This window comes from Micromonospora sp. BL1, from assembly GCF_003667485.1.
Taxonomy (GTDB): domain Bacteria; phylum Actinomycetota; class Actinomycetes; order Mycobacteriales; family Micromonosporaceae; genus Micromonospora; species Micromonospora tulbaghiae.
The window spans coordinates 1-20,272 of record NZ_RCVK01000130.1 but is presented as its reverse complement, the minus strand read 5'-3'; the positions used below and the strand labels follow the sequence as shown (position 1 = coordinate 20,272).

The following is a 20,272-nucleotide window of genomic DNA, read 5'->3' as shown; positions in this document are numbered from 1 at the left end:
CCGGACGGCCCGCGTCACCCCGGGGCAACGGGCCCGCAACAGGCGGGCGGCATGGTCGGTGCCGAGGAAGGGAGACAACCATGGCGCTGTGGCGGATCCGAGCCACCGTGGACGACCGGCCGGGCTACCTGTCGGTGCTCACGGCGAGCCTCGCGTTGCGCGGGGTCAACATCCTCAGCGTGCAGGTGCACACCACCGAGGCCGGCGCGGTCGACGACTTCCTGGTCGACGCGCCCGAGCAGGTGACCGAGGCGGAGCTGCGGGCCGCCGTGGAGCGGGGCCGGGGCCGGGACTGCTGGGTCGCGCGCAGCGGGGCTCGTGGGCTGGCCGACGAGCCGACCCGGCTGCTCGGGCTCGCCGGGCGGCTGGTCCGCGACCCGGAGGCGACCGGCGAGGTGCTGCGTACGCTGCTCGGCGCCGACACGGTGACCTGGCGTCCCGCGTCCGCCACCGCGCCGGGCGGGGTGGGCGGCACCACGATGGTGCTCGCCGACCCGGCCGGCGGCGCGCACGAACTGCACCGCCGGGAGCCGAGTTTCACCCCGGCCGAGTACGCCCGCGCGCAGGCCCTGGTCGAGCTGGCCGCGACGCTGGCCCGGCGGGACGCCGACCGGATCACGCTGGTGCTGCCGGACGGCGGCGAGGTGTCGGTGCGGGCCGCGACCGCCGAGGACGTCCCCGGCGTACGCGATCTGCACGCCGCCTGCTCGGCGCGCAGCCGGCAGCGGCGCTACCTGAGCGGGGCGGCGGACCCGTCGCCGGCCCGGCTGCGCCGGCTGCTGGAGCCGGCCCGGGGCGTGACCCTGCTCGCCACGGCGGGCTCCGGCGGGGCGGCGGAGCCGGTCGTGGCGATGGCGAACCTGCTCGGTGAGGGCGACGAGGCCGAGGCGGCGCTGCTGGTCCGCGACGACTGGCAGCGGCGGGGCCTCGGTTCGGCGCTGCTGCGCCGCCTGGTCGGGCACGCCGACCGGGCCGGGTACGCCGCCGTGCTGCTGCACGTGCAGTCCGAGAACACGCCGATGCTGCGTACGCTGCGCCGGCTGGACCGGCCGGTGGCGATGGAACGCGACGGCGGCGTGCTGACCGCGACGCTGCCGCTGGCTCCACGGCCGGTGGTCGAGCCGGCCGCGCGGGCCGAGGTGACGGTGCCCGCGCAGCGGTCGAGTTGAGCTGACGGCCGACCGGCCGGACCCCGGAGGTGCGCCGCAACGGCGCGGCACACCCGAGGGGGTACGGCCCGGCGGCCGGAACCGGCGCGGTCACGCGCCACAGGGGCCGACCTCCGATACGGAGGACGGTGACACGGCGGGGCTCCCGATGCGGGGGCCCCGCCCGTCTGTGCGGATCAGGTGGCCGGGTAGCTGCTGTAGTCGGGGAAGTTGCCGTAGAGCCGGCCGTCACCGCCCACCGTGACCGCCTGCACGAGCAGGTCGCCGCCGACGAACGCGCCCTTCCAGGACGCGCCCCGGCCGCCGAACGGCTCGTCCCGGTCGCCCCGGGAGCGCGGCTTGTTGATGCCCACCTTGAACGCCTGGAGGTCCACCGCCAGCTTGCCGGCCAGCTCCTCGTCGTCGCAGGCGAGCGACGCGACGAGCGCGCCGTTGGAGGCGTTCATCTGGGCCAGCAGCTCGTCGGTGGTGTCCACCACGACGATGGTGTCCACCGGGCCGAACGGCTCGGCGTGCATGAGGCGGGACCGGCCGGGCGGGGCCAGCAGCACGGCCGGGGCGACGTACGCGGAGGTGTCCTGCCCGTCCAGGAACGGCGCGCCGTCCAGCTTGCCGCGGTGCAGCGGCACGGCGCCGCCGCGTACCGCCTCGTCGACCTTGCGTCGCAGCTCGTCGGCCTTGGCGGCGCTGATCAGCGGCCCGAAGTCCAGCTCGGGCAGCGGGTCGCCGGCCGACCAGTCGGCACCGACGGCGAGCGGGTGGCCGAACCGGATCGAGCGGACGACCGGCAGGTACATGTCGAGGAACTCGTCGACCAGGTCGCGCTGGACCACGAACCGGGGGTACGCGGTGCAGCGCTGCTTGCCGTACTCGAAGCCCTTGCGCAGGTGCGCGGCGAGCGAGTCCCACTGGGAGAAGTTCCAGATGCCCCAGGCGTTCAGGCCCTCCTGCTCGATGAAGTGCCGCTTGTCGCAGTCGAGCAGCGCGGCGGCGACCTTGCCGCCGTTGGAGCGCCCGCCGACGAACGCCACCGCGCCGATCTCCGGCGCGCGGACGAGCACCTCGGACAGTTCCTCGCCACTGCCGGACAGCAGCGTGGCGGGCAGTCCGGCGCGGCGCATCAGCGCGTGCGCGACGGTGAGGCAGACCGCCCCGCCCTGCGACGGCGTCTTGGCGATGACCGCGTTGCCGGCCAGCAACTGCACCAGCTCGGCGTGCACCAGCACGCTCATCGGGTAGTTCCAGGAGGCGATGTTGCTGACCGGGCCGGGCAGCGGCTCCCGGCCGTCGGCGAGCATCCGCTCGATCTCCTGCACGTACCAGCGCACGCCGTCCAGCGCGCGGTCCACGTCGGCGCAGGCCAGTCGCCACGGCTTGCCGATCTCCCAGACCAGCAGCAGGGCGAGCAGGTCGCGGTGCGCGGTGAGCGCGTCCAGCGCGTCGGTGACCCGGGCGACGCGCTCGGCCAGCGGGGTCTGCGCCCACTCCCGGTGCGCCGTGGCGGCGTGGGCGACGGCGGCGCGGGCCGTGTCGGCGTCGAGCCGGGCCAGGTGTACGAGCACGGTGTTGTCCACCGGGGTGCGCACGGCGGTGGGCGTGCCGAGCGCGCGCCAGCCGCCCTGGACGAGGTTGTGCAGGGTGGTGGTGCCGTCGGGGCCGGTGCCGAACGCCTCGGGCATGGCGGTCACCGCCCGGGCGAGCGTGTCGGACCAGGAGGTGCCCTCGGCGAGTCGTAGAGCCATCGCGATCTCCTCAGTGTCGTCCGGGGAGCGGCGGCGTCGATGGCACCGCAGGTGAGGCGTACTGTCCCGCGGGGCCGAGCGGCCGGGCAACCGTACGTTCGTATGCCAGGACGGCCGGGCCGCCGGCGGCGCTCTCGCGGGCGTGTCCGCCACCGAGCCGATGTCGCTGAGCTGGGACTTAACGCTCTCAATATTGAGAAGCATCGATTATGTGATCCAGCTCCCGATGGTTACCCGTGAGTACGCCCGGGTGCTGCGGATCAGCGTGGTCTTCCCCTGTGATGAACGGCGCATTACATTGTCGGTTGTCCATGGGAGCGCTCCCGAACCTCCCGCGGACACCCACCACCACCGCCCACGCGGCAGCCGGAGCCCTGCGAACCCGTCCCCGCTCCGGCTGCCGCCCGGCGCCAGCCACAGGAGCTCGCCATGCCCCGTCCGATTCCGCCGCCGGGAGGCCGGTCCCGGCTCCGCCGGCTGTTCGCCGCCGGCGCCGCGCTGGCCGTCGGCCTGGCCACGGCCGTAGCCGCCCCGCCACCCGCGTCCGCCTCCGCCGCGCAGGCCGCGCCCGCGTTCAACTACGCCGAGGCGTTGCAGAAGTCGCTGTTCTTCTACGAGGCGCAGCAGTCGGGCCGCAAGCCCTCCTGGAACCGGGTGTCCTGGCGCGGCGACTCCGCGCTCACCGACGGCGCCGACGTCGGCGTCGACCTCACCGGCGGCTGGTACGACGCCGGCGACCACGTGAAGTTCGGCTTCCCGATGGCGTTCAGCGCCACCATGCTGGCCTGGGGCGCGGTCGAGTACCGCGACGGGTACGCCGCCTCCGGCCAGCTCACCCACCTGCTCAACAACCTGCGTTTCGTCAACGACTACTTCGTCAAGGCGCACCCCGCCCCGAACGTCCTCTACGGACAGGTCGGCAAGGGCGACGACGACCACAAGTGGTGGGGCCCGGCCGAGGTGATGCCGATGGCGCGGCCCGCGTACCGGATCGACGCGAGCTGCGGCGGCGCGGACCTGGCGGGGGAGACGGCGGCCGCGATGGCCGCCTCGTCCATGGTGTTCCGGTCCACCGACGCGGCCTACGCGGACAAGCTGCTCGGCCACGCCAAGCAGCTCTACACGTTCGCCGACACGGTGCGGAAGAACTACCACGAGTGCATCACCGACGCGACGAGCTTCTACAAGTCGTGGAGCGGCTACCAGGACGAGCTGGTGTGGGGCGCGATCTGGCTGTACCGGGCCACCGGCGACGCCACCTACCTGGCCAAGGCGGAGAGCGAGTACGACAAGCTCGGCACCGAGCCGCAGTCCACCACCCGCTCCTACAAGTGGACCATCGCCTGGGACAACAAGCAGTTCGGCGCGTACGTGCTGCTGGCGAACCTGACCGGCAAGCAGAAGTACGTCGACGACGCCAACCGGTGGCTGGACTACTGGACGGTGGGCGTCAACGGGCAGCGGGTGCCGTACTCGCCCGGCGGGATGGCCGTGCTCGACTCCTGGGGCGCGCTGCGGTACGCCTCCAACACCGCGTTCGCCGCGCTGGTCTACAGCGACAGGACCACCGACACCACGCGCAAGGCGCGCTACCACGACTTCGCCGTCCGGCAGATCAACTACGCGCTGGGCGACAACCCGCGCAACGCCAGCTACCAGATCGGCTTCGGCGCCAACTCGCCGCGCAACCCGCACCACCGCACCGCGCACGGCTCCTGGTGGGACAGCCAGACCGTGCCCACCGAGACCCGGCACGTGCTCTACGGCGCGCTGGTCGGCGGCCCGTCCTCGGCCAACGACGCGTACACCGACAGCCGGTCGGACTACGTGATGAACGAGGTGGCCACCGACTACAACGCCGGCTTCACCTCGGCGCTGGCCCGGCTGACGAACGAGTACGGCGGCAGCCCGCTCGCCGGCTTCCCGGTCGCCGAGACGCCCGACCTGGACGAGCTGACTGTGGAGACCACAGTGATGCAGGCCGAGCCGCGCGCCACCGGGCTCAAGGCGATCGTCTACAACAAGTCGGCGTTCCCGGCCCGGGCGCTGACCACCGGTAAGTTCCGGTACTTCTTCCGGCCCGACGGCGCCGGCCCGGTGACAGTCACGCCCGGCTACACCCAGGGCTGCCCGTCCCCGTCGGCGGCGAAGCAGTTCTCCGGCGACATCTGGTACGTCGAGGTCGACTGCACCGGCCACACCATCGCGCCCGCCGGCCAGTCGCAGCACCGGATGGAGGTCCAGTTCAAGATCGGGGTGCCGGAGGGCGGCACCTGGGATCCGACGAACGACCCGTCGTACCAGGCCACGGCCGGGCCGAACCGTAAGGTGCCGCTCTACTCCGCCGGCGTACGCGTCTGGGGCGAGGAGCCCGGACCGGCCACGCCGGACACGACGGCGCCCTCGGTGCCCGGCACGCCCGTCGCGTCCGCCGTCACGTCGAGCGGGCTCACGCTGACCTGGGCCGCGTCCACCGACACCGGCGGCAGCGGCCTGGCCGGGTACGAGATCACCCAGTCGCAGACCGGCAGCGACGCGCTGGTGCTGCGGACCGCCACCACCAACACGCTCGCGGTGACCGGGCTGCTGCCGGAGCGGACGTACCAGTTCACCGTGCGGGCGCTCGACGGCGCCGGCAACCGCTCGGCGTCGTCGGCTGCCGTCAGCGTCACCACGCCGGCCGGCCCGGCGCCGGACACCACCCCGCCGACCGCACCCGGTACGCCCACCGCCTCGGCGGTCGGCCCGACCGGCCTGACGTTGACCTGGGGCCCGTCCACCGACGCCGTCGGGGTCACCGGGTACCGCGTCTACCGGGGCGGGAACGTCCTGGTCGGCACCGCCACCGGCACCACGCTGGCGGTGACCGGGCTGACCGCCTCCACCACGTACACCTTCACTGTGGTGGCGGTGGACGCGGCCGGCAACGTCTCGCCGGCCTCGCCCGGCGTCACAGTGACCACCGCGGCCCCGCCCACGGGCGGCGCCTGCGCGGTGACGTGGACGGCGAACACCTGGGACACCGGGTTCACCGCGAACGTCACTGTCGCCAACACCGGCACCACGGCGATCAACGGCTGGACGCTCGCGTTCACGTTCGGCAACAGCGGGCAGAAGGTCGGGCAGGCCTGGTCGGCGAACGTGACCCAGACCGGCACCGCGGTGACCGCGTCGAACCTGTCCTACAACGGCACGCTGGCGCCGGGGGCGTCGACGAGCTTCGGCTTCAACGGCACCCACACCGGCGCCAACCCGAGGCCCGCCGCCTTCACCCTGAACGGCTCCGCCTGCACCGTCTCCTGACCGTCGAGGCGGCGTGGCGTGGCCGGTGCCGCACCGGGCGACCGGCCACGCCACGCCTCGCGGCCAGAACCTTTCCGAAACGTTTCCGAAACACCATTGTCCCCGTCGATGCGCGATGGAAGCATCGACGGAGCTAGATAACCAACCGAGACGTCCAGTCGTCTTCGCCCCGGCGGCCTGGGTGTTGGCCAGTGAGGAGGCCAAGATGGCCATGAGCCCATCCGTTCATCGTGGCGGGAGCCGGCGACGGCGATCACCCGCCGTCCGAGCGCTGCTCGCCGGCGCGGTCAGCGCCGTGACGGTGGCCGCCGTCGCGGTGATGATGCCGTCGGCAAACGCCGCCGCGAGCACGCTGGGCGCGGCCGCCGCGCAGTCGGGCCGGTACTTCGGCACGGCGATCGCGGCGGGCCGGCTCGGCGACTCGACGTACAGCACCATCGCCGGGCGCGAGTTCAACATGATCACCGCCGAGAACGAGATGAAGCCGGACGCGACGCAGCCCCAGCGGGGCCAGTTCAACTTCAACTCCGGTGACCAGATCTACAACTGGGCGACCCAGCGCGGCTTGAAGGTCCGCGGGCACACCCTGGCGTGGCACGCGCAGCAGCCGGGCTGGATGCAGAGCCTGAACGGCAGCAACCTTCGTCAGGCCATGATCGACCACATCAACGGCGTGATGGCCCACTACCGGGGCAAGCTCGCCGCGTGGGACGTGGTCAACGAGGCGTTCAACGAGGACGGCAGCCGCCGTAGCTCCAACCTCCAGGGCACCGGCAACGACTGGATCGAGGTCGCGTTCCGCACCGCGCGGGCCGCCGATCCGTCGACCAAGCTCTGCTACAACGACTACAACATCGAGAACTGGTCGTACGGCAAGACGCAGGGCGTCTACAACATGATCCGGGACTTCAAGTCCCGCGGCGTCCCGATCGACTGCGTGGGCCTGCAGACCCACTTCACCGGCGGCAGCTCGCTGCCCGGCAACTTCCAGACCACGCTGCAGAACTTCGCCGCCCTCGGCGTCGACGTGGCGCTGACCGAGGCGGACGTCACCAACGCCTCGACCAGCCAGTACGCCGGGCTGACCCAGGCGTGCCTGAACGTCCCGCGCTGCATCGGCATCACCGTCTGGGGCGTCCGCGACAGCGACTCGTGGCGCTCAGGCGAGAACCCGCTGCTCTTCGACGGCGGCGGCAACAAGAAGGCCGCGTACAACTCGGTCCTCAACGCGCTCAACGCCGCCGCCCCGACCTCGGGGCCGACCACGACCCCGACCACGGGACCGCCGCCGAGCGGCGGCGCCGGCCGGATCGTCGGCGTGCAGTCGGGCCGGTGCATCGACGTGCCGAACGCCACCCAGACCAACGGCACCCGCGTCCAGCTCTACGACTGCAACGGCCAGTCCAACCAGCAGTGGACGTACACCTCGAACAAGCAGCTGATGGTCTACGGCAGCAAGTGCCTCGACGCGAACGGCGCGGCCACCGCCAACGGCACCGGAATCATCATCTGGGACTGCAACGGCCAGTCGAACCAGCAGTGGAACATCAACTCCAACGGCACCATCAGCGGCGTGCAGTCCGGCCGCTGCCTGGACGTCTGGGGCACCGGCAACGGCCAGCAGGTCCAGTTGTACGACTGCCACGGACAGACCAACCAGCAATGGCGGACCGACTTCGGTGGCACCACGCCCCCGACCACGCCGCCGCCGACCACGACGCCCCCGCCGGGCGGCTGCTCGCTCCCGTCGACCTACCGGTGGTCGTCGACCGGCGCGCTGGCCAACCCGCAGAACGGCTGGGTCTCGCTCAAGGACTTCACCAACGTGGTCTACAACGGCAAGCACCTGGTCTACGGGTCGTACGTCAACAGCAGCGGCCAGTACAGCTCGATGAACTTCAGCACGTTCACGAACTGGTCCGACATGGCCTCGGCCGGCCAGAACGGAATGAGCCAGGGCACCGTGGCGCCCACCCTGCTGTACTTCGCGCCGAAGAACATCTGGGTGCTGGCGTACCAGTGGGGACCGACCTCGTTCAGCTACAAGACGTCGAGCGACCCGACGAACGCCAACGGCTGGTCCTCGGCGCAGACGCTGTCCACCGCCACCCTGCCCGACGCGCCGTACGGCGTGATCGACCAGACGCTCATCGGCGACGACCAGAACATGTACCTGTTCTTCGCCGGGGACAACGGCAAGATCTACCGGTCGAGCATGCCGCTCGGGAACTTCCCGGGCAGCTTCGGTTCGAGCTACACGACGATCATGACCGACTCGACGAACAACCTGTTCGAGGGCGTCGAGGTCTACAAGGTGGCGGGTCAGAACCAGTACCTCATGATCGTCGAGGCGATCGGGAGCCAGGGACGCTACTTCCGGTCGTTCACGTCCAGCAGCCTGAACGGCTCGTGGACCCCGCAGGCCGCCACCGAGAGCAACCCGTTCGCCGGCAAGGCCAACAGCGGCGCGACGTGGACCAACGACATCAGCCACGGTGACCTGGTCCGCACCAACCCCGACCAGACCAAGACCGTCGACGCCTGCAACCTGCAGTTCCTGTACCAGGGCAAGAACCCCAGTGCGGGAGGCGACTACAACCTGCTGCCGTGGCGGCCGGGTGTGCTGACCCTCCAGCGCTGACCGTCACACCGTTCGAGGAGAGCGTGCCCGGCACCCGCGCGGTGCCGGGCACGCCCGTTCCGGTGGGCCGGACCGGCCGGCGGGCGGACGGCGGTGACCCGGGGCAAGCTGGATCGGTGGAGCGCATGCTGCTGACCGTCGGCCACGGGGCCGCCCACCGCGACCAGCTCGGGGACCTGCTGGCCGGCGCGGAGGTCGCCCTGGTCGTGGACGTGCGCCGCTACCCGGCCAGCCGGACCAACCCCGACGTCCGCCGCGAGGCCCTCGAACGCTGGCTGCCCGAACGGGGCATCGACTACCGCTGGGAGCCGCGCCTCGGCGGCCGCCGGCACGTCCGCGCCGGCGAGCCGGAACCGGACACCTGGTGGACGGTCGCGGCCTTCCGGGCGTACGCCGCGTACACCCGCACGCCCGACTTCGACGCCGCACTGGACGAGGTGCTGGCCGACGCCGCGCGGCGGACCACGGCGGTGATGTGCAGCGAGAGCGTCTGGTGGCGCTGCCACCGGCGGCTGATCGCCGACGTCGCCGTGCTCGGCCGCGGCGTGCCGGTGTCGCACCTCATGCCGGACGGGCGGCTCAGCCCGCACCGGCCCGCCGAGGGCGCCCGCCGCCTGCCCGACGGGCACCTGCTCTGGGAAGGCTGACTCAGCCGGCCAGGTCCTCGGCGAGCAGATCCATCAGCAGCGCGTCGTGCCAGCGTCCGTCCGCGCCGCGCTCGTAGCGGCGCATGATGCCCACCGGGCGGAACCCCACCTTCGCGTACGCCCGGATCGCCGCCGTGTTCGCCGCCGCCGGGTCGATGGTGAACCGGTGGTGGCCGTACTCGTCGATCAGGTGCCGGACCAGCGTGCGGATCGCGTCGCCGCCCAGCCCCGAGCCGCGTACCGCCGGGTCGAGGAACACGTCCAGGCTGGCGTGGCGGTAGTCCGGGTCGGTCTCGGCGTACCACTGGATCGCGCCGACCAGCCGGCCGTCGTGCTCGACCGCGTAGGTCGTCACCGCGTCGTCGGCGAGGTCGGCCCGCACCGACGCGGCCAGGTCGTCGCCGCCGCGCCACCAGCGGCGCACCTCGGGGGTGGCCCGGATCGCGGCCAGGGCGGGCACGTCGGCGTCGGTCACCGGCCGCAGCGTCACCGCCCGCCCCCGCAGCACGCCTCAGCCCCGCCGCTCGCCGTGCTCGACGCAGATCGCCGACCAGCCCGTCGGTACGACCTGCACCTTCATCCGCCGCCGACAGGACGCGCACCAGCGCGGCGGCTCCCACGCCCGGGCCGCCTCACACGCCGGGTGCGGCCCGGCCGCCACCGACTCGCCGCACCTGTCGCACCAGAGCACGGCGGGGGCCGTGGTGGCGGGGGAGGATTCGGTCACCGCTGCCTCACAGGGTCGCCGAGAGCGCCTTCACCGGCATCTTCAGGTCTTCCAGCAGCTTCAGATCGGCCGTCGCCGGCCGGCCCAGCGTGGTCAGGTAGTTGCCGACGATCACCGCGTTGATGCCGCCGAGCAGACCGTCGCGGGTGCCCAGGTCACCGAGGGTGAGTTCGCGGCCGCCCGCGTACCGCAGGATGGTGCGCGGCATGGCCAGCCGGAACGCGGCGATGGCGCGCAGCGCGTCCTTGCCCTCCACCACCGGGCGGTCGCCGAGCGGCGTGCCGGGGCGCGGGTTGAGGAAGTTCAGCGGCACCTCGTGCGGGTCCAGCTCGGCGAGCTGGGCGGCGAACTCGGCGCGCTGCTCGACCGTCTCGCCGAGCCCGAGGATGCCGCCGCAGCAGACCTCCATGCCGGACTCGCGGACCATCCGCAGCGTCTCCCAGCGCTCCTCCCACGAGTGCGTGGTGACCACGTTCGGGAAGTAGGAGCGGCAGGTCTCCAGGTTGTGGTTGTAGCGGTGCACGCCCATCTCGACCAGCTCGTCGACCTGCTCCTGGGTGAGCATGCCGAGCGAGGCCGCGACCTGGATGTCGACCTCGGCGCGGATGGCGGCGACGCCCTCGCGCATCTGCTTCATCAGCCGGGCGTCCGGGCCGCGCACGGCGGCCACGATGCAGAACTCGGTCGCCCCGGTCGCGGCGGTCTGCTTCGCGGCCTCGACCAGCGCCGGGATGTCCAGCCAGACCGAACGGACCGGGGAGGTGAACAGGCCGGACTGCGAGCAGAAGTGGCAGTCCTCCGGGCAGCCGCCGGTCTTCAGCGAGATGATGCCCTCGACCTCGACCTCCGGGCCGCACCAGCGCATCCGGACCTCGTGGGCGAGCTGGAGCGCGGCGGGCAGGTGCTCGTCGGGAAGGTTCAGCACCGCGAGGACGCCGGCCTCGTCGAGGCCGACGCCGTTGCCCAGCACCCGCTCCCGGGCCTGGTCGAGGATCTCTGGCATGGCTCGTAACCTAACAGGCCACCGTGAGCCCGGGAAACCGCCGCCGCCGGCCCTCCGGCGAGCCGGGACCGCGCCACGCCGGGGCCCTCCGCGCGGGTGGTAACTTCGCCCCGCGGAAGCGCCCGGCGGGGCGGGGAGTCGGCGGGAGGGGACGGCACGGTGGCGGACTGGCTGGCGGCCCTGGACCGCCGCGCCGAGCTGCGGGCCCGGGCGGGGCTGACCCGCACGCTGCGCCCCCGGGCCGCCGACGACGCCGTGGTCGACCTGGCCGGCAACGACTACCTCGGCCTGGCCACCCACCCGGAGGTCACGGCCGCCGCCGCGACGGCCCTGTCCGAGTACGGGCTGGGCGCCACCGGGTCGCGTCTGGTGCGCGGGTCCACCGACGCCCACCACGCGCTGGAGGACGACCTGGCCGGCTGGCTCGGCGTCGACCGTGCGCTCGTCTTCTCCTCCGGCTACCTGGCCAACCTCGCCGCCGTCCGAGGGCTGACGCAGCCGCGTACGCTGCTCGTCTCCGACGCCCACAACCACGCCTCGCTGATCGACGGCTGCCGCATCTCCGGCGCCGAGACGCTCGTGACGCCGCACGCCGACGTGGCAGCGGTGGCCGCGGCGCTCGCCGCCGCGCCGGGCCGCCCGGCGGTGGTGGTGACCGAGTCGGTCTTCTCCGTCGACGGCGACCTGGCCCCGCTCGCGGAGCTGCACGCGGTGGCCCGCCGGCACGGCGCGCTGCTGCTCGTCGACGACGCGCACGCGCTCGGCGTCACCGGCCCGGCCGGCGCCGGCGGGGTGGCCGCCGCCGGGCTGGCCGGCGCGCCCGACGTGGTGGTCACCGCGACGCTGTCCAAGGCGCTCGGCGGGGCCGGCGGCGTGGTCGCCGGGCCAGCCGAGTTCGTCCGGCACCTGGTGGAGACCGGCCGCACGTTCATCTTCGACACCGCGCCGCCGCCCGCCGTGGTGGCCGGGGTCAGCGCCGCGGTGCGCCTGGCCCGCACCGGTGACGCGCTGCGCGCCGAGCTGGCCGACCGGGTCGCCACGGCGGTGCGCCGGCTCGGCGGGGCCGGGCTGTCCGTGTCCGCCCCGGACGGCGCCGTGATCTCGGTGACCGCGCCCGGCCCGCAGGAGGCGACCGCCTGGGCCGCCGCCTGCCGTGACCGGGGCGTGGCGGTCGGCTGCTTCCGTCCCCCGTCCACGCCGGACAGCCGCTCCCGGCTGCGGCTCACCGTCAGCGCCGGGGTGGACCGGGCCGACTTCGACCGGGCCCTGGACGTCATCGTGGAGTGTGCGCCATGAGCTTCGGCGACGCCTGGACCGGGCCGGTGCTGGTGACCGGCACGGACACCGAGGTCGGCAAGACGGTGGTGACCGCCGCCGTCGCCGCCGCCGCGCAGGCGGCCGGCCTGCGGGTCGCCGTGGTCAAGCCCGGCCAGACGGGTACGGCGACAGGCGAGCCCGGCGACGTCGACTCGGTGACCCGGCTGGCCGCCCCGCTGACCGGCCGGACGCTGGCGAGCTACCCCGATCCGCTGGCCCCGCTGGCCGCGGCCCGGGTGGCGGAGCTGCCGCCGCTGGAGCTGTACAACGCGGTCGACGCCGTCCGCGAGGAGGCGGACAAGCACGACCTGGTGCTCGTCGAGGGCGCGGGCGGGCTGCTCGTACCGATGGGGTTGCGCCCGTCCGGCGAGCCGTGGACGGTGGCCGACCTGGCGGTGTCGCTCGGCGCACCCGCGGTGGTGGTGGCGCGGGCCGGGCTCGGCACGCTCAACCACACCGCGCTGACGCTGGAGGCGCTGGAGCGGCGGGCCGTCCCGGCCGGAGTGGTGATCGGCGCCTGGCCGGCCGAACCGGAGCTGGTGCACTGGCTCAACCTGTCCGAGCTGGTGCCGAACCTGCTCGGCGCGGTGCCGGCCGGCGCGGGCGGGATGGACCCGGGCGTGTTCCGCCGGTCCGCGTCCGGCTGGCTCACCCCCGCCCTGTACGGCGTGCTGGACGACTGGCGGGCCTGGGCCGAGGAGACCTGACTTTCGTCGGTGCCCGGCCCGGCCGGGCGTGGGTAGCGTGACCGCCGTGGAACCCCGCGAACGACAGCGCCGGGCCGGTGACCTGCTGCTCTGGGCCGTGCTGGCGGCGCCTGTCGCGTACGGCCGGCTCACCCCGCCGCAGATCGGCGAGCTGCCGCCGCTGGCCGCCGCGCTGGCGCTGCTCGGCACGGCGGTGTGGATCGGCCGCCGGTGGCCGCTGGTCGCGGTGCTCGCGGTGGTGGCCGGCTCGCTCGTCGACGGCAACGTGGTGTTCGCCATCCCGGTCTTCGGCTACCTGGCCGGGCGGCGCAGCGACCGGGCCGCACCGGCCGCCGCCGTCTTCGCCGCCATCGCGGTCACCGGCTCGGTGCTCAACCTCGGGCTGCTCGGCACCGAGCCGTCCACCTGGTTCCTGCTCGCCTCGGTGCTGCTGTTCGCCGGGGTGTTCCCCTGGCTGCTGGGCCGGCTGCGGCGGCAGCACCGCGCGCTCGCCGACGCCGGGCTGCGGCACGCGCAGGCCGAGCGCCGGGCCGAGGTCGAGCGGGTACGCCTGCGCGAGCGGGCCCGCATCGCCCAGGACATGCACGACTCGCTCGGCCACGACCTGAGCCTCATCGCGCTGCGGGCGGGCGCGCTGGAACTGGCACCGGACCTGTCCCCGGCGCACCGGGCGGCGGCCGGTGAGCTGCGGGCCAGCGTCGCCGCCGCCACCGAACGGCTGCACGACGTGATCGGCGTGCTGCGCGAGGAACGCACGTTGCGGCCGCCGGGGGAGACGGTCGCCGACGTGGTCGACGGCGCCCGCGACGCCGGGATGACGGTCGACCTGCGCGCCGACGGGGCGGACCTGCCGCCGCTGCCCGCGCACGCGGTGCACCGGGTGGTCCGGGAGGCGCTCACCAACGCCGCCCGCTACGCCCCCGGCGCCCCCGTCACAGTCGCTGTGGGACGCGATGCCGGCGCGGTGACTGTCGCGGTGGTGAACGCGCCGCCGCCGGCCGGTCCGCTGCCCGGGCCGCCGTCGCACGGCTCCGGGTTGCTGGCGCTGCGCGAGCGGGTACGCCTCGCCGGCGGCACCCTGGACGCCGGTCCCCGCGACGGCGGCTGGGCGGTCACCGCCCGCGTCCCGCTGACCGGCCCGGCCGACGCCGAGGCTGCCTCGCCGGTCACCGGCGGCCTCACGGACGCGCTCGGTGTCTCCGGACGCGCCGGTGTCGACACCGGTCCGGCCGGCGATTCCGGGACGACCATCCCGCGATCCGGTGGTCTCGGCGACGGCCGCGCGGACGCGGATCCGCCCGGCGTGTCCGGAAGCGTGGCTGCCGGCGTACCCCGGCGGGGTGAGCCCGGGGACGCGGCCCGGCGGCTGCGGGAGGCCCGGCGGCGGGTGCGGCGCAGCCTGCTCGTCGCGATCGGCGCGCCCGCCGGGCTCGCACTGGTGCTGGCGCTCGTCTACTACCCGCTCGCCACGGCCGGCGCGGTGCTCGACCGGGCCGGCTACGAACGGCTGCGGCTGGGTGAGCCGCGTGACGCGCTCGGGCTGCCCCGGCGGCAGGCCGACCCGCCCGCGACCGGCGCGGTGCCGGGCTGCGAGTTCTACACCGACGGCAACTTCCCGTTCGCCCAGGCGACCTGGCGGCTCTGCTTCGCCGACGGCCGGCTGGTCAGCAAGGAGCAGATCGCACCATGAGCGACGACCTCGACCGCCCGCTGCGGGTGGTGCTCGCCGACGACGAGGCGCTGGTCCGGGCCGGGGTCCGGGCGATCCTGGCGGCCGACCCCGGCATCGAGGTGGTCGGTGAGGCGGGCGACGGCCTCGCGGCGGTGGAACTGGTCCGCGCGTACCGGCCCCGGGTGGCGCTGCTGGACATCCGGATGCCCCGCTGCGACGGGCTCAGCGCCGCCGCGCAGATCCGCCGGCTGGTGCCGGAGACGGCGGCGGTCATGCTCACCACGTTCGGCGACGACGACCTGATCGCCCGCGCGCTCGGTCACGGCGCCGCCGGGTTCCTGCTCAAGTCCGGTGACCCGCGCGAACTGCTGGCCGGGGTGCGGGCGGTGGCCGACGGCGGGGCGTACCTGTCGCCGCGGGTGGCCCGCCGGGTGATCGAGCTGAGCGGCGGCCGGATGGCCCGCGGCCCGTACGCGCGGGACCGGCTGGCCGGGCTGACCGACCGGGAACGCGACGTGCTGGCGCTGGTCGGGGCGGGACTGTCGAACGCCGAGATCGCCCGTCGGCTGCACCTGGTCGAGGGCACCGTGAAGAGCTATCTGACCAGCATCTTCACCCGGCTGGACGTGCGCAACCGGGTGCAGGCGGCGATCCTCGCGTACGAGGCGGGGCTGGTTCCGCCCGCCGGCTGACCAGCCCCGCCCCGCTCAGGCGTCGCGTCGTGCCAGCGCCCACCGGCCCAGCGCCAGCGCGACGGCGGTCCAGGCGGCGAGCACCAGCAGCCCCGCCGCCGCCGGGTACGGCTCGGTGTCCCCGGCCAGGAAGTGGTTGCCGGCCACGCCGGGGAACGCGTCGGCGATCAGGGTCAGCACCGTGATGTCCGGCTCCTGCAACGACAGCGGCACGATCATCAGCAGCGCGAACAGCACGGTCAGCGTCAGTACCGCGCCGCGCAGCGCCGCCGCCAGGCCGAGCGCCAGCACACCGACGAGCGCCAGGTACGCCGCGGCGGCCACCACGTCGGCCACCGTCCCGCCCAGCGGGGCGTGGCCCCACTCGCCCAGCACCGGCCGCGCCGTCACCGCGCCGACAGTGCCGAGCAGCAGCCCGAGGCCGAACGTCACCGCGCCCACCACGATCGCCTTGGCCGCCAGCACCCGCCCCCGTGACGGGGTGCACCGCAGCGTGGTGCGGATCGTGCCGGTGGTGAACTCGCTGGTGATCGCGAACAGGCCGAGCGCCAGCACCACGTACTGGGTCAGCTCCAGCGACCCGGCCACGATCTCGCCGACGTCCACCACGCCCGGGTTGTTGGCCGGGTCGTCGTCGGTGTTGGCGTTCTGCGCGTAGATGGCGAGCTGGGCGCTGGTGGCCGCCATGGTCAGCACCGCCGCGAGCAGCGTCCACCAGGTGGAGCGGACCGACCAGAGTTTCGTCCACTCGGCGGCCACCGCCCCGGCGAGCGGACGTCCGGCGGGGGCGGGCCGGGCGGTCCGCCGGGCCGGGTCGAGCGTGTCCAGCGTGGTCATCGGGTGCCACCTCGGGTCGGGCCGGCGGCGTACTCCACGCTGTCGGCGGTCAGCTCCAGGAACGCCTCCTCCAGGGAGGGGGCGACGGGGGTCAGCTCGTGCAGGCGTACCCCCATCTCGTGCGCCAGGTCGCCGACGCGGCCGGCGGTGCTGCCGGCGACGGACATCCCACCCTCGTCGGTGGTGACAGTCGCGCCCTCGGCGGCGAGCCGGTCGCCGAGCGCGGCGAGCGCGGCCGGCTCGGGGCCGCGTACCCGGACCGACGCGGTGGGCCGGGCGGCGATCAGCTCGGCCAGCGGCGCGTCGGCCACCAGCCGGCCGCGCCCCAGCACCACCACCCGGTCGGCGGTCTGCTGCATCTCGCTCATCAGGTGGCTGGAGACGAGGACGGTGCGTCCCTCGTCGGCGAGGCGGCGGGTGAAGCCCCGGATCCACCGCACGCCGTCCGGGTCGAGTCCGTTGACCGGCTCGTCGAGCAGCAGCACCGGCGGGTCGCCGAGCAGCGCGCCGGCGATGCCGAGCCGCTGGCCCATGCCCAGCGACAGCGCCCGGCCCGGCTTGCCGGCCGCGCGGGCGTCCAGGCCGACCAGGTCGAGCACCTCGGTCACCCGCCGGGCCGGTACGCCGTTGCTGCGCGCCATCGCCCGCAGGTGCGCCACGCCGGAGCGGGCCGGGTGCACGCCGGTGGCGTCGAGGAGCGCGCCGACCTCGTGCAGCGGGTGCCGCAGCGTGCGGTAGTCCCGGCCGTCGACCAGTGCCTGCCCGGCGGTGGGCCGGTCCAGGCCGAGCACCATCCGCATGGTGGTGGACTTGCCCGCGCCGTTCGGGCCGAGGAACCCGGTGACCTGCCCGGGGCGGATCTCGACGGTCAGGTCGTCGACGGCTGTCACGTCGCCGAACCGTTTCGTCAACGCACGAAGTGTGATCATGCGGCGACGCTATGGGCCGGCGGGGGTGCGGCACCGCCGTCGAACGGCAGCGGCCCGCACTGACTTTCGTCAGGTGCGACGGACCACGAACGCGTCCGGCATCCGGAAGGTGAGGTTGTCCGGGCACCACGGTGGACGCACCACAGTCACGCCGTCGAGCAGCGCGGTGGCCTCGGCGACCACCACGGCGGCCTCCATCCGGGCCAGCTGCGCGCCGACGCAGCGGTGCGGCCCGGCGCCGAACGCCAGGTGCCGCCGCGAACCGGGCTGGCCGGGGCGGAACTCGCCCGGCGCGCCGACCACTGCCGGGTCGCGCCCGGCGCGGGCCAGCCACGCCACCACGCTGGTGCCCGCCGGTACGGGGACCTCGCCGAGCGTGGTGTCGACGGCTGCCACCCGCCGCCAGGTGACGATCGGCGGCTCCAGCCGCAGCCCCTCCTCGACCACGTCGTCCACGTCGATCTCCCCGGCGCGCAGCCCGGCCCGTACCGCCGGTTCGCCGGACAGCCGGTGCAGCAGCAGGGTGAGGAACTGCGAGGTGGTCTCCTGGCCGGCGACCAGCAGGAAGAACAGCGCCCCGACCACCACGTCGGGGGAGTGCCCGGCCTCGCGCAGCCGCGCGGCGAGCCCGCCCCCGGTGGCGGCGAACTCCCGCAGCACGGTGTGGAACCGGCCCACCTCGGCGGCCAGCGCGAGCTGCCGGTCGGCGTCCAGCGGCGCCCAGAACAGCTCCAGCGCGGCGCGGGCGAAGTCCTTCACCGCGCCGACCGGGGCGTCCGGCAGCTCGACCAGCCGGGCCAGCACCAACAGCGGCAGGTCGGCGGCGAGCCCGGCGTACAGGTCGACCGGGCGGCCCGCGTCCAGCTCCGCCGCCAGCCCGGCCACCCGCTCCCGGACCAGCCCGGTCAGCCACCGGCGCTGGGCGTCCACGCGGTGCGGGTGCAGCGCGGCGGCGACGATGCCCCGGATCTCCGGGTGGTCGGCGCCGCCGTTGTTCGCCAGTGTCGGCGGCAGCCGGAACCGGTGCCCGGCGAGCACCCGCAGCGCGGCCACCGGGATCGGGGTGACCGCGTCGAGCGCGTTGTCCGGCCGGAACGTCACCGGATCGGTGAGCACCCTGCGGACGAGCGCGTGCCGGGTCACCACCAGGTGCGGCACGCCGACGTGGTCGACCACCGTGGCCGCGTCGGGCCACTGTCCGTCGACGGACTCCCCCCAGCCCCGGAACAGCACGCGGTAACGCTAGCGGCGGGCGCCGGGCGGGTTCGGGTCCAGCTCCCAGACGGTGGTGTGCTTCACCCGTACGCTCTCCAGCGCCTCGGACACCGGCACGTCGTACGCGGCCAGTTCGTGGAAGCGCTCGCGGGGCAGGAACGCCCGGCCCGGGTCGCCCACCAGCACCCGGGCGCCCGCGCGGGCGGCCCGGAGCAGGAACCGCAGCATCCGGCGGGCCATCGCCTCGCTGTAGAAGACGTCCCCGGCCAGCACCACCTCGGCGTCGCCGGCGTCGGAGTCGAGGATGTCGCCGAGTTCGGCGTCGACGCGTACCCCGTTGGCCTCGGCGTTGAGCGCGACGGCGGCCACGGCGCGCTCGTCCACCTCGACCGCCCGGACGGCGGCGGCCCCGGCGCGGGCGGCGGCGACGGCGACCAGGCCGGAGCCGGAGGCCAGGTCGAGCACGCGGCGGCCGGCGACCACCTCGGGGTGGTCGGTGACGTAGCGGGCCAGGCCCTGCCCGCCGGCCCAGGCGAACGCCCAGAACGGCGGCGGCTGGGCGCTGCGGAACTCGCCCTCGGTCAGCTCCCACAGGCCGATCGGCTCGTCGGCCTGGTGCAGCAGCACCTCGGGGACGAACGCCACCGGGGCGAGACGGGCGTGCAGCCGGACGAACGCGGCGGACAGCTCGGACACCGGAGAATTGTGGCCCACCCCGGTTCCCCACCCGCATCCCGGGCGTGTCGCGGTGCCGTCGTGACCGGTTCACCACGCTCGGTGAAACAGGCCCCGTGTTGTGGCGTTGGATGCGAACACGCCCGTCTACCGGCGTGCCCGGCGCGCTCCTAGCGTTGCCTGTGGACACGACCGAGGGTGAGGAGGCGTGGTGAGCGGCTGGCGGCACGCGCTGCGGATCGGACTGGTGCTGACCTTCGTGGCCGGGACCGGATACGGCGGAGCCGTGCCGGCGCGGGCGGCGGCGGCCTTCTCCACCGAGTTGAGTGGCCTGCCGGACGAGTTCACCGCCGGGGACCGGGTGGAGACGCTGTCCGCCGTGGTGTCCCGCTCCGACGGGGGCGGCTGTGTCAAGGTGCGCTGGTCGATGCTGGTGCGGGTGCAGGGCCTGCGGCTGGACCAGCTCAAGGTGGACCGGGTGGAGGACAGCGGCTCGTTCCCGTTGGAGATCCGCACCGAGGGAGATACCGCCCGGCTCACCGACCGGCAGCTCGACCCGGGTGTGCTGTGTCCCGGCCGTACCGTGACCGCCCGCTACCGGGTCGCGTTCGCCGAGGACGTCGGGCGCGGGCGGGTGAGCTTCGCCGCCGAGGCGTACGACCCGCAGTTGCGGCTGCTGGCCCGGCGGACCGCCTCCCGTGAGGTGGTGGGGGAGGAGGTGGCTTCGCCGACTCCCTCGCCGAGCAGCGCGGAGCCCACACCGAGCGACGAGCCGTCTTCCGAGGCGCCCGACGAGGAGCCCACCGACGAGCCGACCGACGCCGCGGTGGTGGAGCCTCCCGCGCCCGGTGGCGTGGCCGGGCGGCCGGTGGCGGACAGCGGCGGCTTCGGCCTGGTGCAGGCCGCGTTCCTGCTCGGCGGGTTGCTGCTGTTCCTGGGCGCCGGTCTGCTGCTGCGGATGCGCCGCCTGCTGCGCCCCGCCCCGCAGGCTGACCC

Annotated in this window: 17 protein-coding genes; 9 read left to right on the top strand and 8 right to left on the bottom strand. The window is 74.5% G+C overall.

Annotated elements, in window-relative coordinates; genetic code table 11:
- Positions 1 to 80 precede the first annotated feature (80 nt).
- On the top strand, positions 81 to 1,169 hold the full coding sequence (locus EAD96_RS02275; protein ID WP_121683094.1) for a GNAT family N-acetyltransferase: 1,089 nt from the start codon (positions 81 to 83) through the stop codon (positions 1,167 to 1,169).
- Positions 1,170 to 1,345: 176 nt separating this feature from the next.
- On the opposite strand, the gene EAD96_RS02270 is transcribed toward EAD96_RS02275, so the two are convergent.
- The gene (locus EAD96_RS02270; RefSeq protein WP_121683093.1) at positions 1,346 to 2,911 is read right to left on the bottom strand and encodes an aldehyde dehydrogenase family protein; all 1,566 of its coding nucleotides are present in this window, start codon (positions 2,909 to 2,911) and stop codon (positions 1,346 to 1,348) included.
- A 429-nt stretch (positions 2,912 to 3,340) separates the two neighbouring features.
- Here EAD96_RS02270 and EAD96_RS02265 point away from each other — a divergent pair, with 429 nt between their 5' ends.
- The 3 genes from EAD96_RS02265 (at position 3,341) to EAD96_RS02255 (ending at position 9,502) form a co-directional block, all read left to right on the top strand.
- Positions 3,341 to 6,214 carry a glycoside hydrolase family 9 protein gene (locus EAD96_RS02265; RefSeq protein ID WP_121683092.1) on the top strand — a complete coding sequence of 958 codons (2,874 nt, stop codon included), beginning with the start codon at positions 3,341 to 3,343 and terminating at the stop codon, positions 6,212 to 6,214.
- A gap of 205 nt (positions 6,215 to 6,419) precedes the next feature.
- The gene (locus tag EAD96_RS02260; RefSeq protein WP_121683091.1) at positions 6,420 to 8,855 is read left to right on the top strand and encodes a non-reducing end alpha-L-arabinofuranosidase family hydrolase; all 2,436 of its coding nucleotides are present in this window, start codon (positions 6,420 to 6,422) and stop codon (positions 8,853 to 8,855) included.
- Positions 8,856 to 8,980: 125 nt separating this feature from the next.
- Positions 8,981 to 9,502, top strand: a complete 522-nt coding sequence (locus tag EAD96_RS02255; RefSeq protein ID WP_233585366.1) for a DUF488 family protein — start codon at positions 8,981 to 8,983, stop codon at positions 9,500 to 9,502.
- Position 9,503: 1 nt separating this feature from the next.
- On the opposite strand, the gene EAD96_RS02250 is transcribed toward EAD96_RS02255, so the two are convergent.
- Genes EAD96_RS02250 through bioB form a run of 3 tightly spaced genes read right to left on the bottom strand, consistent with a single transcriptional unit; the run spans position 9,504 to position 11,232 of the window.
- Positions 9,504 to 10,010, bottom strand: coding sequence for a GNAT family N-acetyltransferase (locus EAD96_RS02250; RefSeq protein ID WP_120570954.1), 507 nt, complete (start codon positions 10,008 to 10,010; stop codon positions 9,504 to 9,506).
- Between the two features lie 3 nt (positions 10,011 to 10,013).
- Positions 10,014 to 10,229 carry a hypothetical protein gene (locus EAD96_RS02245; protein ID WP_121683090.1) on the bottom strand — a complete coding sequence of 72 codons (216 nt, stop codon included), beginning with the start codon at positions 10,227 to 10,229 and terminating at the stop codon, positions 10,014 to 10,016.
- A 7-nt stretch (positions 10,230 to 10,236) separates the two neighbouring features.
- Positions 10,237 to 11,232, bottom strand: coding sequence for a biotin synthase BioB (gene bioB / locus EAD96_RS02240; RefSeq protein WP_120570953.1), 996 nt, complete (start codon positions 11,230 to 11,232; stop codon positions 10,237 to 10,239).
- 159 nt (positions 11,233 to 11,391) lie between these two features.
- On the opposite strand from bioB, the gene EAD96_RS02235 reads away from it, so the two are divergent.
- From EAD96_RS02235 to EAD96_RS02220, 4 genes are read left to right on the top strand one after another with little or no spacing between them, the layout of a single operon-like run.
- The gene (locus EAD96_RS02235) at positions 11,392 to 12,528 is read left to right on the top strand and encodes an 8-amino-7-oxononanoate synthase (protein WP_120570952.1); all 1,137 of its coding nucleotides are present in this window, start codon (positions 11,392 to 11,394) and stop codon (positions 12,526 to 12,528) included.
- A complete protein-coding gene (gene bioD, locus EAD96_RS02230; protein WP_120570951.1) occupies positions 12,525 to 13,256 on the top strand; it encodes a dethiobiotin synthase in 732 nt (243 codons plus the stop codon). The genes EAD96_RS02235 and bioD overlap by 4 nt, the downstream gene beginning before the upstream one ends.
- 46 nt (positions 13,257 to 13,302) lie before the next feature.
- Complete coding sequence (locus tag EAD96_RS02225) at positions 13,303 to 14,946, top strand: sensor histidine kinase (RefSeq protein ID WP_233585365.1); 1,644 nt, start codon at positions 13,303 to 13,305, stop codon at positions 14,944 to 14,946.
- Positions 14,943 to 15,620: a response regulator transcription factor gene (locus EAD96_RS02220; RefSeq protein WP_121683089.1), complete on the top strand. Its 678-nt coding sequence runs from the start codon at positions 14,943 to 14,945 to the stop codon at positions 15,618 to 15,620. The genes EAD96_RS02225 and EAD96_RS02220 overlap by 4 nt, the downstream gene beginning before the upstream one ends.
- A gap of 15 nt (positions 15,621 to 15,635) precedes the next feature.
- Here EAD96_RS02220 and EAD96_RS02215 read toward each other — a convergent pair whose 3' ends face one another.
- The 4 genes from EAD96_RS02215 to EAD96_RS02200 all read right to left on the bottom strand — a co-directional run bounded on the left by EAD96_RS02215 (position 15,636) and on the right by EAD96_RS02200 (position 19,297).
- Complete coding sequence (locus EAD96_RS02215) at positions 15,636 to 16,457, bottom strand: ABC transporter permease subunit (protein WP_121683088.1); 822 nt, start codon at positions 16,455 to 16,457, stop codon at positions 15,636 to 15,638.
- Complete coding sequence (locus EAD96_RS02210; RefSeq protein ID WP_121683087.1) at positions 16,454 to 17,386, bottom strand: ABC transporter ATP-binding protein; 933 nt, start codon at positions 17,384 to 17,386, stop codon at positions 16,454 to 16,456. The genes EAD96_RS02215 and EAD96_RS02210 overlap by 4 nt, the downstream gene beginning before the upstream one ends.
- Before the next feature lie 69 nt (positions 17,387 to 17,455).
- Positions 17,456 to 18,619: a cytochrome P450 gene (locus EAD96_RS02205; protein WP_121683086.1), complete on the bottom strand. Its 1,164-nt coding sequence runs from the start codon at positions 18,617 to 18,619 to the stop codon at positions 17,456 to 17,458.
- Positions 18,620 to 18,628: 9 nt separating this feature from the next.
- Complete coding sequence (locus EAD96_RS02200; protein ID WP_121683085.1) at positions 18,629 to 19,297, bottom strand: methyltransferase; 669 nt, start codon at positions 19,295 to 19,297, stop codon at positions 18,629 to 18,631.
- Between the two features lie 190 nt (positions 19,298 to 19,487).
- Between EAD96_RS02200 and EAD96_RS02195 the strand changes: the two genes are divergently transcribed.
- Positions 19,488 to 20,272 (top strand): hypothetical protein (locus tag EAD96_RS02195; RefSeq protein WP_121683084.1); only part of this gene is annotated, 785 nt, incomplete at its 3' end.